Source organism: Paenibacillus sp. FSL R5-0341 (assembly GCF_037975235.1).
Taxonomy (GTDB): domain Bacteria; phylum Bacillota; class Bacilli; order Paenibacillales; family Paenibacillaceae; genus Paenibacillus; species Paenibacillus amylolyticus_A.
This window is the reverse complement of the sequence record NZ_CP150241.1, coordinates 5,901,646-5,916,493: the sequence shown is the minus strand read 5'-3', so window position 1 is coordinate 5,916,493 and position 14,848 is coordinate 5,901,646. Positions and strand designations below refer to the sequence as shown.

Annotated in this window: 13 protein-coding genes; 6 read left to right on the top strand and 7 right to left on the bottom strand. The window is 48.1% G+C overall.

Translation table 11 applies throughout. From position 1 onward, the window contains the following. Positions 1–318: 318 nt before the first annotated feature. From MKX75_RS26670 to MKX75_RS26640, 7 genes are all read right to left on the bottom strand, one after another. Positions 319–3,555 carry an efflux RND transporter permease subunit gene (locus tag MKX75_RS26670; RefSeq protein WP_076332528.1) on the bottom strand — a complete coding sequence of 1,079 codons (3,237 nt, stop codon included), beginning with the start codon at positions 3,553–3,555 and terminating at the stop codon, positions 319–321. A 33-nt stretch (positions 3,556–3,588) separates the two neighbouring features. Next, entirely contained in the window at positions 3,589–4,518 is a 930-nt protein-coding gene (locus MKX75_RS26665) for a TetR/AcrR family transcriptional regulator (RefSeq protein WP_175623750.1), read from the bottom strand. 253 nt (positions 4,519–4,771) lie between these two features. Continuing rightward, a complete protein-coding gene (locus tag MKX75_RS26660; RefSeq protein WP_260986597.1) occupies positions 4,772–4,903 on the bottom strand; it encodes a hypothetical protein in 132 nt (43 codons plus the stop codon). 209 nt (positions 4,904–5,112) lie between these two features. Continuing rightward, positions 5,113–5,427: a multidrug efflux SMR transporter gene (locus MKX75_RS26655; protein WP_062836933.1), complete on the bottom strand. Its 315-nt coding sequence runs from the start codon at positions 5,425–5,427 to the stop codon at positions 5,113–5,115. Further along, positions 5,427–5,768 (bottom strand): multidrug efflux SMR transporter, encoded by a 342-nt coding sequence (locus MKX75_RS26650; protein ID WP_339167470.1) that lies wholly within the window; start codon positions 5,766–5,768, stop codon positions 5,427–5,429. Before MKX75_RS26650 ends, MKX75_RS26655 begins: the two co-directional genes overlap by 1 nt. Beyond that, positions 5,765–6,388: a TetR/AcrR family transcriptional regulator gene (locus MKX75_RS26645; RefSeq protein WP_339167468.1), complete on the bottom strand. Its 624-nt coding sequence runs from the start codon at positions 6,386–6,388 to the stop codon at positions 5,765–5,767. The genes MKX75_RS26650 and MKX75_RS26645 overlap by 4 nt, the downstream gene beginning before the upstream one ends. A 125-nt stretch (positions 6,389–6,513) precedes the next feature. Then, positions 6,514–7,884, bottom strand: coding sequence for a phospholipase D family protein (locus tag MKX75_RS26640; RefSeq protein WP_339170604.1), 1,371 nt, complete (start codon positions 7,882–7,884; stop codon positions 6,514–6,516). A 362-nt stretch (positions 7,885–8,246) separates the two neighbouring features. Here MKX75_RS26640 and MKX75_RS26635 point away from each other — a divergent pair, with 362 nt between their 5' ends. The 6 genes from MKX75_RS26635 to MKX75_RS26610 all read left to right on the top strand — a co-directional run bounded on the left by MKX75_RS26635 (position 8,247) and on the right by MKX75_RS26610 (position 14,847). Further along, positions 8,247–9,203, top strand: coding sequence for a MerR family transcriptional regulator (locus tag MKX75_RS26635; protein ID WP_339167466.1), 957 nt, complete (start codon positions 8,247–8,249; stop codon positions 9,201–9,203). Positions 9,204–9,470: 267 nt separating this feature from the next. Further along, positions 9,471–11,021, top strand: a complete 1,551-nt coding sequence (gene crtI, locus MKX75_RS26630) for a phytoene desaturase family protein (RefSeq protein WP_076332533.1) — start codon at positions 9,471–9,473, stop codon at positions 11,019–11,021. Then, entirely contained in the window at positions 11,018–12,481 is a 1,464-nt protein-coding gene (crtI, locus tag MKX75_RS26625) for a phytoene desaturase family protein (RefSeq protein ID WP_339167465.1), read from the top strand. Before crtI (MKX75_RS26630) ends, crtI (MKX75_RS26625) begins: the two co-directional genes overlap by 4 nt. Further along, complete coding sequence (locus tag MKX75_RS26620; RefSeq protein ID WP_062836939.1) at positions 12,478–13,350, top strand: phytoene/squalene synthase family protein; 873 nt, start codon at positions 12,478–12,480, stop codon at positions 13,348–13,350. The genes crtI (MKX75_RS26625) and MKX75_RS26620 overlap by 4 nt, the downstream gene beginning before the upstream one ends. Continuing rightward, a complete protein-coding gene (locus tag MKX75_RS26615) occupies positions 13,350–14,117 on the top strand; it encodes a carotenoid biosynthesis protein (RefSeq protein ID WP_339167464.1) in 768 nt (255 codons plus the stop codon). Before MKX75_RS26620 ends, MKX75_RS26615 begins: the two co-directional genes overlap by 1 nt. After that, complete coding sequence (locus tag MKX75_RS26610) at positions 14,086–14,847, top strand: lysophospholipid acyltransferase family protein (RefSeq protein ID WP_339167462.1); 762 nt, start codon at positions 14,086–14,088, stop codon at positions 14,845–14,847. Before MKX75_RS26615 ends, MKX75_RS26610 begins: the two co-directional genes overlap by 32 nt. Position 14,848 lies beyond the last annotated feature (1 nt).

The window sequence follows — 14,848 nt, the reverse complement described above, 5'->3', positions numbered from 1 at the left end:
TCACATGTGATCTATCTGAAGTCTGGAATCTGTCAACTTACATAATTAATCCATATTATAAGTTGATTTACAGCAGATGGGCTAAAATCTCACGTTCATTTGTTTCAAATGACAAACGGATCTATTCTTTTTGTGATTTTGATTAAAATGCAGTATTTATATGTCAGTCTATGTATCGTGTAAATTTACATGAAAATGCCCCTTAGCATCACATCGGAATTCAATCATTCCAATATGCGCTAAGGGGTGAGAAGTTAGATAGTATAGTCTACTTTTGAGTTGTACTCGAACCGTTACATGAAAACGACTCTCTACTTCTTAATCTTCGATTCTTTTCTTTTTAAATTTCATCAGGAACTCATACACAATCGGTACGATAACCAGTGTGAGCAGCGTGGAGCTGATCAGACCGCCGATTACAGTGATTCCGAGTCCTTTCGAGATGATACCGGCACTCTCTTCGAGACCCGTTACCAGTGGCAACAGGGCACCGATGGTCGCGAGAGCGGTCATCAGAATTGGACGCAGACGTGTTGCACCGGCTTCCAGCAAGGCTTCACGGGTAGGCATACCCTCTTTTTCCTTGTGAATAACACGGTCGATCAATACGATAGCGTTGGTGACCACGATCCCGATGAGCATCAGTCCACCCATCATGGCGGAGACGTCAAGCGTACCACCAGCGATGAACAGACCTACCATAATACCAATAACCGTAAATGGCAGGGAGAACAGGATTGCGAATGGTGCCAATCCGCCGCCAAATGTAACAACGAGCACGAAGTATACAATGGCGATGGCCGCCAGCATGGCAAGACCAAGTTGAGTGAAGGTATCATTAATCTGTTCGGTTGTACCGCCGAACTTCACTTCAACGCCATCAGGCAGATCCAGTTTGTCGATCTCAGCCTGTAAGTTACTCGAAGCTTTCGTTACATCCGAAGCCAAGATGTTGGCTGTAACTTGCACGACAACCTTACCATCAATTTGCATGATGGAGTTCGGGGACGTACCTTCTTCCACTTTGGCAACATCTTTGATCGGTACTTCGATACCAAGCGGTGAAGTGATGGTTTCATCCTCAATTTCATCAATACTGCTGAATGTTTTGTTGTCTGTTTCTACATATACTTTATACGTTTTGTTATCAATATCGACTTCCGTGAGCACAGGACGTTCACGTGCCGGGCTCAGCGTCATAGCCAGTTGGCCTGCAGTCAGACCCAGAGAACTTAATTTCTCCTGATCTGCCACGAGCGTATACTGCCCGTAGGTGTCAGCGAGTGTGGTGTCTGCTTTTTCAAAATTATCCGTATCCGCTTCAACCAGTTTCAGAATTTCGTCCGATACAGGTTTGAGTTGCTCTACATTATCGCCATAGATGGATAGGCTCAGGCCACTGCCACCCAGACCGCCGGACATGTCGAGCTCATTCCAGGTTCCTACGGTAACTTCTTTCTTCAGACCTTCGACAAGCTGTTCCTTCACTTTGGTAAAGTCTTTCGTATCTTCGTTATATTCAATATAGAAGAGAGCCGAGTTTCCGCCACCGCCACCCATACTGCTCAGTGGGTTCGTGCCGCCGATGGAATATTGCATTTTCTCCAGACCTGGTTGCTCCAGCAACCACTTCTCGGCAACGAGTGCTTCTTTTTCGACATCTTCACGCAAAGCTCCGGTTTGTGGGCTGTACGTAATAGTCACGTATTTATCCTGTTGTTCTGGCAAGAAGCTTGCACCGATGAACGGGTACAGGAACAAACTGCCGACCAGCAAGATCACTGCAATACTGACTGTGATGAGTTTGTGTGACAGGGTCCAGTTCAGCAGGCGTTTGTAACCTTCCGCCATCTTGCCTGGTTTTTCTTCGTGATTTTGCTTGTTCTTCAACCCTTTACGGAACAGGGTGTGCGCAAGCATTGGCACGATAGTAATGGCAACGATCAGGGATGCCAGCAAGGCGAATACCATGGTCAGTGCAAATGGCAGGAATAGCTCGCCTACCATACCACTTACCAATGCCAGCGGCAGGAATACTGCAATCGTTACGATGGTGGAAGAAAGGATTGGCACAAACATCTCGCGCGTTGCTTCGCGAACCAGTTCACGGCCTTTCAGCTTCTCACCTTTGAGTGTTAACCTGCGGTAGATGTTCTCGATAACAACGATGGAGTCATCGACAACCCGTCCGATGGCAACCGTCATGGCACCCAGCGTCATCATGTTCAAGGTAATATCCATCATATTGAGCGCAGTCAATGCCATCAGCAAGGAGAGCGGGATCGAGATAATGGAGATAATGGTTGAACGAATATTACGCAGGAACAGTAGGATGATCAGGATGGCAAACAAGGCGCCAAATACGGCTTTGCCCAGCATCGTGTTCACCGAGTCCTGAATCGGCTTACCTTGGTCAAGCAGTACAGTCAAATCTGCGTTTTTGAACTGCGTTTGCAATTCTTCCGCTTTATCTTTGACTGCGTTAACGACATCAACCGTGTTGGCATCGTTGGATTTTACAACGGAAATACCGATCGATTCCTTGCCGTCTGTCCGGGAAATGGATTCCGCTTGACCGATGACTTCGATCTTGGCAATTTCACTTAGTTTTACAGTTGGAATGCCAGGCGCGTTGGCAGCGCCTGAAGGACTACCTACACTGGCATTACCGCCGGCAGCTTGCCCTGCAGCCTGGTCTGTTCCTTGTGCAGAGCCAGGAGTGGTACCTTGACCAGCTTCACCATTTGGTGCTCCAGAGCCTTGTGGGGCTGCGCTTGCACCATTGCCTGCGGAAGCTCCGGCACCGCCGGGAACTACTGGGATGGCGAGGTTTTTCAGATCATCGATGTCGATGATGTTTCCATCTACGACAACGGCCTTCTGGGATTTATCCAGTTCGAACAGTCCAAGGGGCACACGAATGGATGATCCTTGAACGATGCCGTTTACCGTATCTTCCGTTAGGCCCAGCTCGGCCATTTTGGCTTGGTCAAACTTCAATTGAACTTCTTTCACATATTGACCGGACACCTGAACCTGAGCTACACCGTCAATATCTTCGAGTGCAGGCTGAATATCCGATTCAACCAGTCGTGTCAATTGTTCCAGGTCACCGCCGTCTTTATCGGACAGGCTCAGAGATACAACCGGGAAAGAGTTAATGCTGAACTTGGAAATGGTCGGCTTCTGTACGCTGTCCGGCAGTTGTACTTCATTCAGTGCCTCACGAACAGTTGCAGTCGCGTTGGTTAGATCTGTTCCATAATCAAATTCGAGTGTGATCGATGCTGCGTTCTCCATGGAGGTGGAGGTCACTGTCTTCACGCCATCTACATTGCGTAGTTTTACTTCCAGCGGCTTCGTGACATCTTCAACAATTCCCTCCGGTGCAGCCCCCGGATCAATGGCAGTGACATTCAGAAACGGTACGTTGATGTTCGGGATTGTCTCTTGTTTCATCGTCAATCCGCTGTACAAACCTGCGAAAGAGATGATAATCGTCAGAATCCAGATCGCAAACTTGTTGTTCAGTGAAAAATTAATAATACCTTTCATACGATGGTTTCTTCTCCTCTCTGTTTCTCCTGTTTATGTGTGTGACGAGTCAGCTTGGATGAACCGGCTATACATGGCATCCAGAATATGCTGAAGCTCGGAGTGCAAAGGTTGAATGGCAGTTACGTTTTCCAGATTGTGCATCATGCCCAGAATAATGGCACGTCGCGGCGTGAATTCCATCATCTCCTGCCTAAGAATGGCAATGGTTTCAAGTGCATCATTCTTTGGTTGTCCAGCAGGCAATTCGGAGGCAGCGATATCCTGCATTTGCTTAATAATATGAATAGGATGCCGCATCACTGTGGAATCCGGATGGGGTTCGGTAATCCAGGCAGGCCATTCTTCCAAAGGAATCAAAGGCAAAGGTCGCTGCTTAAGGAATCCGTGCGCTGCATAGTCCATCATTTGCAGTAAATTTGTTGCCATTTTGGTAACAGTAAGGGACGGCATCTCCGTAAACCAGATCTTGACGTAGGAGAGGAACAGCCCCTGTGTCAGCAAAATAAGGTCAATCGTATAAGGTTCAATCTCCGCTCCATACTGCTCCTCCAGCTTATCCTTAAACCAATGTAAGGTACGGACCTCCAGATCTCTTTGCAGCGGATGGCATTGTTCCTTGCGTTGCTGTTCATCATCCATCATCATGCTGCGCATCTGTACTCGCAAAAATTCCTTGAGCTCGGATACATGGATGAGCAGTGTCTCAATCTGCTTTTGCAGACGCTCTCGCGAGGAAAGGCTGGTTTCATGCTCAATCTGTGTCATCTCGTCCATTAGTGTGTACATGCAATACTCTAGAGTACTGGCTTCTAATTCCTCTTTGGATTTAAACATGATGTAGAGACTGCCTTTGGACATCCCGCATAATTCTGCAATCTCTTGCATGGATGTTGCAGCACTGCCTTTGGATGAGAATAACTTGAGTGCTGTAGTAATGATGAGCTTTTTCTTCTCATTCATCTCATGTATAGGGTTCATTAACGATACATTCACCTCATCAGGGAACTTGTGAGTTCTTAAATTGACTTTAAGGTCAAACCAAGTATAAACGATCTGGTTGAAGGAATTCAAATGGGAGTAAATTGGAAAATGTGAGCGGGTTAAGAAGGGATATCTGTATAGTGACATGAGGGTGAATCAAGAAAGTCGGTATAACCAGTAAGAAGTTGCAGTCTGTATGTACGATATTGATAAGCTATCAAGAATGGATAAGCTAGTTTTCTCCAGTGAAGGCGTACAAAGCGAGTATAATAATGACGATAAGTGCAATGAGATAGAAGATAGCCATGGCGATCAGGAGGGTATACCCTGTATATGAACCTATCCGTGCCAATAACTTTTTCATAATTACGACATCCTTTCTTACGTATCAGAGTTTAGAGAGGTTCCCTATTTATATCATATCCCAAAAAAGACGACTTCCTGATCGAAGTCGTCTAATTTATATTACAAGATTTAATAGATATCATAATGGAAGCTAAGAATTACACGATACAGCGATCGGAAAGTGGTACTGCAATCGGAGTTATAAAGTGTAACTTCGTTTTGTTTTCTTTACGTGATCAGTTTCAGACCAACCGCCGCCACCAAAATCATCGCGATGAACAGGATACGCTTCGCTTCTTTCCGTTCACCGAACAGGAACATGCCTGTTAACGTACTACCGACTGTCCCGATTCCTGTCCACACCGCATATGCTGTGCCCATCGGAATGGACGTCATGGCGTAGGACAACAGCGAGAAGCTGAACACAAACGACACCAGCATCAGTACGATATAAGGCCATCCTTTGCGAGTAGAAGCACCATTAATACCGATTACGCCGAAAATTTCACATATCCCTGCACCTACAATTGCCATCCAAGCCATTATACTGCACCTCCTTTGTCTTCTTGCTGATCCGTAACCAGCTTCAGTCCGATTACGCCGCAGAGCAGCAGCCCGATGAGCAATACTTTGGCCAAGCGGAACGGCTCGCCGAACAGTACCATTTCCGTCAGGACGGTACCCGCCGTACCAATTCCCGTAAAGACGGCATACACCGTACCCACAGGTAATCTTTTGGAAGCGGCAATGATCAGTCCAAAGCTAATCACGATAGCAATCCCCGTCAAAGTCCACTCCCAGGCATTCGAGGCATGTTTCAGCCCGCTTACCCAGACAATCTCAATAATTCCACCGATAAATACATATAACCAGTTGCGGTTCATGTTGTTGAATCTCCTTCCGGCACAACGCTTTGTGCCTCTTCGTTCAAATGATGAATGCCATGCCAAAATACAGGCCAGGATGCTTCCAACCGTCTCTTGTACCGACGTGAACTTCCATAGATAATCTCCACGGTAATACCGTCGAGAAACGTCATGAAGGCAATGGCAGCCTGTTCCGTGGGAATGGTCGGAATATCTCCATGACGCATTGCCCGTTGCAGTAGACGAGTTAGCGCGCGTTCCATTCCGTCGATAAACGGATATACCAGATCCATCACTTCGCTATACAGGGAAAGTGGTGGGTAGAAACAATTGCGCAGCATCAAGCGAGCAGAGGCGTGGGCATTGTACTCTTGTTCAAACCAGACCAGTAAACCCTTCAGCCTGTGCTCCAATGGCATGTCTGCATGATCACGGAAATATTCCAGTGTGTGCCGCTGCACTTCTTGAAATGCAAAGGCCAGTGTGTGTAAAAATAAGTCATCCTTACAGCTAAAATGTGCATATATGGACGGTTTTTTAATCCCGACTTCATCAGCAATAGCTCTCAGAGAAGCCCCCTCATAGCCATCTCTCGCAAAATGGAACAGGGCCGCATCCCGAATGGATTGTGCAGTCATTAGTTCACCTTCCTAACGGTCGTTAGGTAATTATATTTTCACACTTCACATCGCCTGTCAAGATGAAAATATCCGCCTGCACAGTAGAGTACAGGCGGATATAACAGGTTGAATGTGGTTTCTGATCAAAAGGTCGTAAGACCCAGAATCAGTTGCAGCTTATATAGGACACCTTTCAAAAACGTGGTCTTCTCCTGAAACTCATCCAGGTCTAACGTGAACTCGGCATCATTATTATTCCAAATCCGTTCAAAATAATTCGCGATATCAAGCGTGAACTTATTGTCTGGAGGTGCAGCAACCCATAGATCATTTTCCAGATTGTAGTCATTCATGTTTCGGGGTGTGAAGTTGGTTGAACCGCCAAGGACAATATGATCCCCGGTTGCTTTGGCAATATAAATCATCTTGGTATGATACTGCTCCTTGGTGGTGTTATACCAGCGGATCTGAATTTTACCGTCGGATTTATCATGCAATTCGGCGGCGACAGGACGGTTCGGAATGCCGATCTTTTCCTGACCAAAGGCATTTTCATTCGGATCAAGTACAAGTCGGATCTCGGTTCCTCGTTTTGAGGCTTCCAGCAAGGCTTCCAACACTTTCGGAGAGGCCACATAGAACATGCCCATCCATAAGGTGTCACCTTTGCCTGCTTGGTTGATCTCATGGAGTACAGCGTCATTCACTTTGCCTTCAGTTAAATAGCGAATGCGTAAGTCTCCCGTGTTTGAATCCGTGGAAGGGGCCGTGTATGTCGGAACCTGGCCTCCGCCTGAGATATCAAGTACAGCTTGCTCTGACTGAAGGATATTCTCAATGATTGGGCCTGTTACTTCAAAAGCAATGTTCGAGTGGTAGGCACTCGCATCATGGATATTGCCAGAAGAAACAATCGCCGTCTTCTCACTAACGACAACTTTGCGATGATTCGCCTTCACATTGAGTAGCTTGAGATAGGACCGAACAGTGACATCCGGACCATCCGTGGCCATCAGGTTTTTGATCCAGCCATCTCCGGATTGACCAAACCATTGGAAGAAGGTCCGCCAGACCGCAGAGTATACTGGAGTTGAATCACGCAGAGGGTCCACATCGGTAATGACCACGTGAATGCCTGCTTGTGTCATTTGTTCCAGCAACGGATTGGGTGCTGAGTTATAGTTGGTATTTACTTCATCTGTAATGAACCAAATGTCCATGTCCGGGTGCTGATTTTTTTTGGCGACCAGCGCTTCGGTGAATTCTGTACTTACAGGTGGGAAGTTCTGGCCCTTATGCTGATAATTATTGAACAAGAACATATCGACCAGGACAAACTGCTCTGCTTCCTCCACAATCTGCATCATGCGCTGAAAGATCTGCTGTTCATGCTGCATCTGTCCGTCAGAGGAAGGATAAGTAAGGTCATGCAGGAACTCGACTTGATCCACACGGTACTCTGGACTTTCATAGGAAATGCCTGCTGGTAATGGTTTGTAGGTCTGATAGAGCATGACGGCGATGAGCCATAGTGCCAATAGGACGAGACCTGTTCGTATGTATGGAAATTTGCCGCGTGAAGACTTGCGGTCTGATGTATGGCGGCGTAATGAGACCAACGGTGTACTCCCCCTTCTGTGCTTGCTGACTTCTATTACCACACGGATGTTAACGTTGACGCAGTATAGACCGGAAGGAGAGCAAATATATCCGTAAAATGCAGATCATAAAATTGGCAGGATGCAATCGACAGGTTTGTGACCGTTGTGTATAATGAGTGTATTATTTTTGTAGAATGTTGGGGTTTTCATATGCCTGACAAGGACGGGGAACCAATGATATAACCTGTGTATTACGGACATATATAGGAAAGAAAGTGGGTAATAAAGTGTATTCCATCAAACAAGTCGCTGCCATGCTCGGTATCCCGACGGTAACGCTACGGGCTTGGGAGAATCGGTATAGTGCGGTCACCCCTGAGCGGACAGAATCGGGTTATCGAATGTACACCGAAGAGAATGTTGCGGATCTGCGCTGGTTGAAAGAGCAGGTAGAGCTGCATCAGACCAATATCTCGGAAGCGGTACGGATGTTGAAGGTAAACAAATTAAATTCGCCCGAGGCTGTGCCCACGCCGATCATGGCTCCGGTGCCTACGATGGAAGAAGCCTATGCACGCATGGCAGATCAGATCTATGACTCGCTCTACAACTTTCAGGGTGAACGTGCCAATGGTCTGATCGATTTTGGTTTTACCATGTACGGGTACGACTCGATGTTCTATCATGTGCTGGTGCCCATTCTGGTTCGGGTTGGAGATGCATGGGAGCAAGGCAGGGCTTCGGTGGCGCAGGAGCACTTCATGACACAGCTGATATCACAGCGCTTTTATCAGTTTTTCCATCTGTTCCCGATCTATCCGCATCTGCCCAAAGTTCTGGCGTTGTGTCCGGAAGGGGAGCATCATCAGGTCGGGTTGCTGCTGTTCTCTCTCTTTATGCGCAAAAATGGAGCGGAAGTACTGTATCTCGGTGCCAACACGCCAGAGGAAGGCATCTTCCCGATTATCCGGGAGCAAAAGATCAAGTTGGTCTGCCTGTCGATCACAAGTCCAGGGCTTCTTGAAAAATGTGATCAGCTCGTCGAGCGGATTATGAACGAGTTCCCGCATATTCGCTTCGTACTTGGAGGCAAAGGCTATGAGCGTGCAGAGCATGCGCGTTATCCCCAATGGATCATGCCTGAGAATTCAGCAGATTGGCAGTCATGGATGGAGCGGGAATATCTTGCAGAGCGACCACCTGGTGCACGGTTCGGACAGGCTAACAATTAAACATAATCTCATAATGATATGAATAGGTTAGTGTATAAGGGACATCCTTTGACGAAAGTGATCAAAGGGTGTTTTTTGTGTTTATAAATGGAATAGTAGAGTATTTTGACCGACGGGTCATTTTTTGGTTTACAAGCCCGTATAATATTTGTATTATATTTGTATAATGTTTTTGCTAGTTACCCGCTTAAAGTGTTCTTGAGCGGTTTAATAATAGGTTAGGGGCTAGAGAACTATAGGAATTCCCTACATAGAAAGGTGAGTGGCATGATACCGAATCAACAACGCAAACGTGCAGCTGTCATTGGCGCAGGTCCAGGTGGGCTTGCAGCAGCGATGCTATTGTCCGGTCAGGGATACGAAGTAGATGTGTATGAGAAACAGCCAGTCATCGGGGGACGTTCTGCCAGACTGGAGCTGGGCGAATATCGATTCGACCGGGGTGCAACGTTTTTGATGATGCCACAGCTGATCGAAGAGATGTTCGATGTGGTGGGACGCAAATTATCCGATTATGTGGATATGAAAGAGCTAACCCCGCTGTACGCACTGAACTTTGGTGACAAGGTGTTCAAGCCTTCTCGTAATCGAGAAGATACAGCTGCACAGATTAAGCAATTGTTTCCGGGCAATGAAGACAATTACCTTCGGTTCATGCAAGAAGAAGAAGTGAAATTTGGCAAAGTCATGCCTTTGCTCCGTCGTCCTTTTGGCAAGCTGACTGACTATTTGCGCAAGGACGCGGTAACAGCTCTGCCCAAGCTTGATGTCCACAATACGGTATATGGAATCTTGTCCCGCTATTTTACAGATGAGCGTCTACGCTGGGCATTTACATTCCAATCCAAATATCTCGGCATGTCTGCCTGGGATTGTCCGGGCACCTTTACCATACTATCGTTCATTGAGCATCACTACGGATTGTTCCACCCCATCGGCGGTGTGAATCGGATCTTCCAAGCCATGGCTGATGTCGTGGAAGAACACGGAGGACGCATACATACTTCCACTCCAGTGAAACAGGTCATCGTTCGCAATGGTCGTGCAGAAGGTGTCTTGCTTGAGAGCGGTGAACGCATCGAAGCGGACCATGTGGTTGTGAACGCCGACTTCGCACATGCGGTGAATCATCTGTTCGAACCGGGTGTGCTTAAGAAATATACTCCGGAGAAAATGAAACGCAAAAAGTACTCCTGCTCGACAGCAATGTTGTATCTGGGCGTGGATGGTGAAGTGGACCTGCCGCATCACTCAATCTATTTTCCCGAGGACTACCGGTTGAACGTCGACGAGATTACGAAGCACAAAATGCTGTCTGCCGATCCATCTCTATATATTCATAACCCTTCCAGACTCGATTCGACGCTGGCACCGGAAGGAAAATCTGCATTATATGTTCTTATGCCTACGCCTAACCTTACCGCAGACATCGATTGGGAGGCAGAACGTGAGAATGTGCAGGAGGCCATGATGAAACGTATGGAAGGCATTCCTGAGCTGGCCGACATTCGCAGCCGCATTGAAGAATGCATGTTGTTCACTCCACTCGATTGGGAAAATGAACTGGATGTGTACCGCGGAGCAACGTTTAACATGGCGCATAACCTGGGTCAGATGATGTATCTGCGTCCCCATAACCAGTTTGAAGAGTTGAAAAGTGTATGGCTGGTAGGCGGAGGGACACATCCAGGCAGCGGGTTGCCAACGATCTTCGAATCGGCACGGATCAGTGTCAGATTGATCCAGGAAGAGGACGCGCGCACACGCTCTAAACCATCCTCTTATGTGAAGACGGTGGAAGCCGGGGGGCATTCATGAAGCGGGCCGCTATTGTAGGTGCAGGGATTGGCGGACTCACTTCGGCACTATTGTTGAACCGTCAAGGGTGGGATGTCACCGTGTATGAACGGGGTTCCCGCGTTGGCGGACGCATTGGATATGAGCAGGACGGGGAGTACAGGATCGATCAGGGTCCGACCATTGTACTTCTGCCTGAGATGTTACTTGGTATCTTGGAGGAGGCAGGCGTAGATCGATCGAAGATTGAGCTACTTCGCTGTGATCCGCTATATAGAGTGCATTACCATAGTGGTCGTGTCATGACCAAGATGACGTCACGTGAGGAGCAGACGGCGGAGATTGAACGTTTGTTCCCGGGAGAGAGCCGGGGATTCACACGGTTCATGAAAGATATGGACACGTTGTTTCCGGCAGGACGGGCAGCTTTTCTGGAAAGGGCTTTTCCACGCAAAAGGGATTTCTTCACACCTTCTCTCATGTCACTCATGGGCAGATTGCGTGCCCACAAAAGTGTCCGCAAAGCGGTAGGCGATTATTTTCAACATGAAGAATTGCTTGATGCGTACTCTCTGCAAAGTCTATACATCGGTGGATCACCGTTTGGGACGCCAGGTATCTATTCTCTTTTGCCTTACGCTGAGCATGAATATGGCATCTGGATGGTCAAAGGCGGATATGCAGCATTACCGGCTATTCTGGAACAGGAACTGATATCGCGTGGTGGACGTGTCGTGCTAAATTCGGAAGTTACAGGGCTCACCATTATAAATGGTGTGTGTGAAGGTATAGAAACGGCAGCAGGCGCAGAAAATGTGGATGCAGTTATCTACAATGGCGATTTCCCCCATCTTTCGGGTTTGCTTGGTCAGTCCCCAGAGGTGGCGCGGAAAAGAAAGCCGTATCGTCCCTCTTCAGGATGTGTATTGCTCTACGTTGGCGTGGACAAAACCTGGGAAGATGCTACGACACACCAGTTCTTCCTGCCACCGAGTCTAGAAGGTAGTTTACAGGAAGTCTTCAATCAGCGACGCATTCCGGCAAAGTCCTCATTTTACGTATTTAATCCGGTCGCATTGGATGAAACTGCAGCGCCTCAAGGACAGAGTGTATTGTATTTCCTCATTCCCGTACCCGATGCCGAAGGTGTCGACTGGGATCAGGAGAGCGAAGCATTGGCAGAACGTGTACTGGAAGAAGCGGAACAACGGGGATTCCCGGGACTTCGTGCAGCGATCAAGTGGAAAAAGGTGCGTACACCCGCTGACGCAGAGCGAGACGGGCTCTATGGGGGCGGAAGCTTCGGCATTGCGCCAGTGTTGTTCCAGTCCGGTGTATACCGACCACAACCCAAACCATTTCCCAATATACAGGGATTATATGCCGCAGGAGCATCTGTACATCCTGGAGGCGGAGTGCCGATTGTGATGCAAAGTGCACGTATGGCCGTCAATCAACTCATGAAGGAGATGGGAACATGAATGAAGCGATTTTGAGCAGGTGTGAAGAGTTGATGCAAAAGGGTTCTTCCTCTTTTTATCAGGCCTTTAGAGGGCTGCCTAGTCCACGTCGGGAAGCGGTATATGTCATTTATGCCTTCTGCCGCATGATTGATGACAGTGTAGATGAGCCGGAGCATTCGCCATATACGATTCACGAAATCCATGATCTGTTTGATCAGTTGGATGACGCGGAAGGACATTTTATCTGGCCAGCACTGAGATGGTTGTTCAGCAGTTTCCCTCATCTGGATAAGGGGCCATTCTTCCGTCAGATGGAAGGGCAGCTCACGGATCTTAAAGTAACGCATTATACAACAATGCAGGAACTGGAGCATTATTGTTATCTGGTAGCCGGAACCGTAGGTGAGATGTTGTTACCTGTATTGCGGGATGATAACGGTGCGGAAGTAGCCATGAACGGGATTGCTTTGGGTAAAGGAATGCAGATCGTCAATATTATTCGGGATGTTGGTGAAGATCGGGCCAGAGTGCGCCGGTATGTTCCGCTGGAGATCATGGAGAAGCATGGTTACACCGAGCAGGACTTCGAAGACGGGATCGTGGACGAACGCTTTATTGCCATTGTTCACGAATTAAAAGCGGCAGCATTGAACTGGTTCCGTATTGGCATGGATCGTCTGGATACGTATCCAACGGAAAGTGCGTTTTCGATCGAGCTGGCAGCAGCCTTTTACTCCACTATTCTACACGCGGTTGAACGCAACGACTATGACGTATATACCAAGCGGGCCTATGTTAGCGATGAATTGAAACTGGAGATGCTGGGTGCGATTGTGAAACGTTACCCGATGCTGGCCTTCCAAGCTTCCCGAACGGCGGTATCCTGATGGTCCAGTGGCTTTACTGGGCGTGGTATGTCATTGGAGCCATCTTGATGCTGACGATCGGCGTGCCTGACGTATTATCCTTTTCGAATGGTTTATTTCTAATCTTCTACGCGTTGTATGTGCTGGATCTGATCTACCAAGGGCGTAATCGGACAGGTCTGTCCGACCAGTCAGTCATCTGGCTGAAACCCGGACTCTGGATAGCGTCTGTGATCATCTGGCTGGGAGGCATGGGCGTGGAGTGGGTAGGGGTTCATACCCACTGGCCTTTTGGTGAGTATGCCTACTCTGACTTCTTCGGGATTCATCTGTTCAGTGTGCCAGTTACGCTGGGTTTCGCATGGATCGCAGTGGTGGGTAACTCGGCGCTGTTAAGTGGTGGCGGTTCAACCTGGACTGGCAAACTGCTTCGAGCAGTGAAGACCGGGTTCTGGGCAATTGTCCTCGATCTGGTACTCGACCCTGTTGCACATGCGAGAGGATTCTGGGAATGGCAGGCTCCAGGTGGTTTCTACGGTGTTCCGTGGACCAATTACATAAGCTGGTTTATCATGGGCGCATTCCTATCCCTTTTCCTTCCGGCCATGCCCAATGACCGTAGCTCATTGCTGCGTGCCAAATGGTTGTATCAGCTGTTTATTCTTCTGTTCGGCCTACTTGCTCTCAAGGAAGGGATTACAGGCAGCTTTATCATCGCCATTGCTGGTGTGCTTCTTGCCGAAGGGAGCTGGCTCTATGATTCGCGCCGTAAAATCAAAACCGTTTAATCAGATTTTTTCCTTATACAATCACTATTATCTGCTGCGTCGGCGCTTCCGCTCCTTCACTCTATCGGGGTCACTCGACCCGCAGGTGGATATCCGGGACAACTCCCCGATTGATTCCACTCGCCCGGTGATCTACTTCATGAACCACAGCTCCTGGTGGGATGGTCTGCTGCTTTATCATGCGGCCAGGCAGACATCGCGAGGAGATCATTATGTGATGATGGAGGAGCAGCAGCTTCAGCAATATGCTTTTTTTCGTAAATTGGGTGCATATTCGATTAATAAGGAGAGTGCGTCCGGTATTCGGACCTCTCTACAGTACACCAGTGAGCTGTTGAATTCGGGCAAAAGGGTCTGGATTTTTCCACAAGGAGAAATTCTGCATCAGGAGGCCAGACCGATTCAGTTCCGTCCAGGCATCGGATTGCTGCTTCGACGCTCCCCGAATGCCATCGCCGTACCGGTAACCTTGTGCCATGGGATGGTCCAGCATGATTTACCGGAAATATCGATGTGGGCGGGCTCTCCTGTGGTAGAAGACTGGAAGATGTGGAAGAGTGAAGAGATTGCCTCCAGACTCGGCAGTTTGTTGGAAAAGCAACTAGACGATCATAGATCAGAGCTTATACGGATGGGGCAGGGAAGTTTGCCAGATGCGCTTCCGCTGATTCGTCATGTACGTTCGACAAGTGAAAAATACGATGCGGCACGAAAGCGGGTGAACCGTTAGG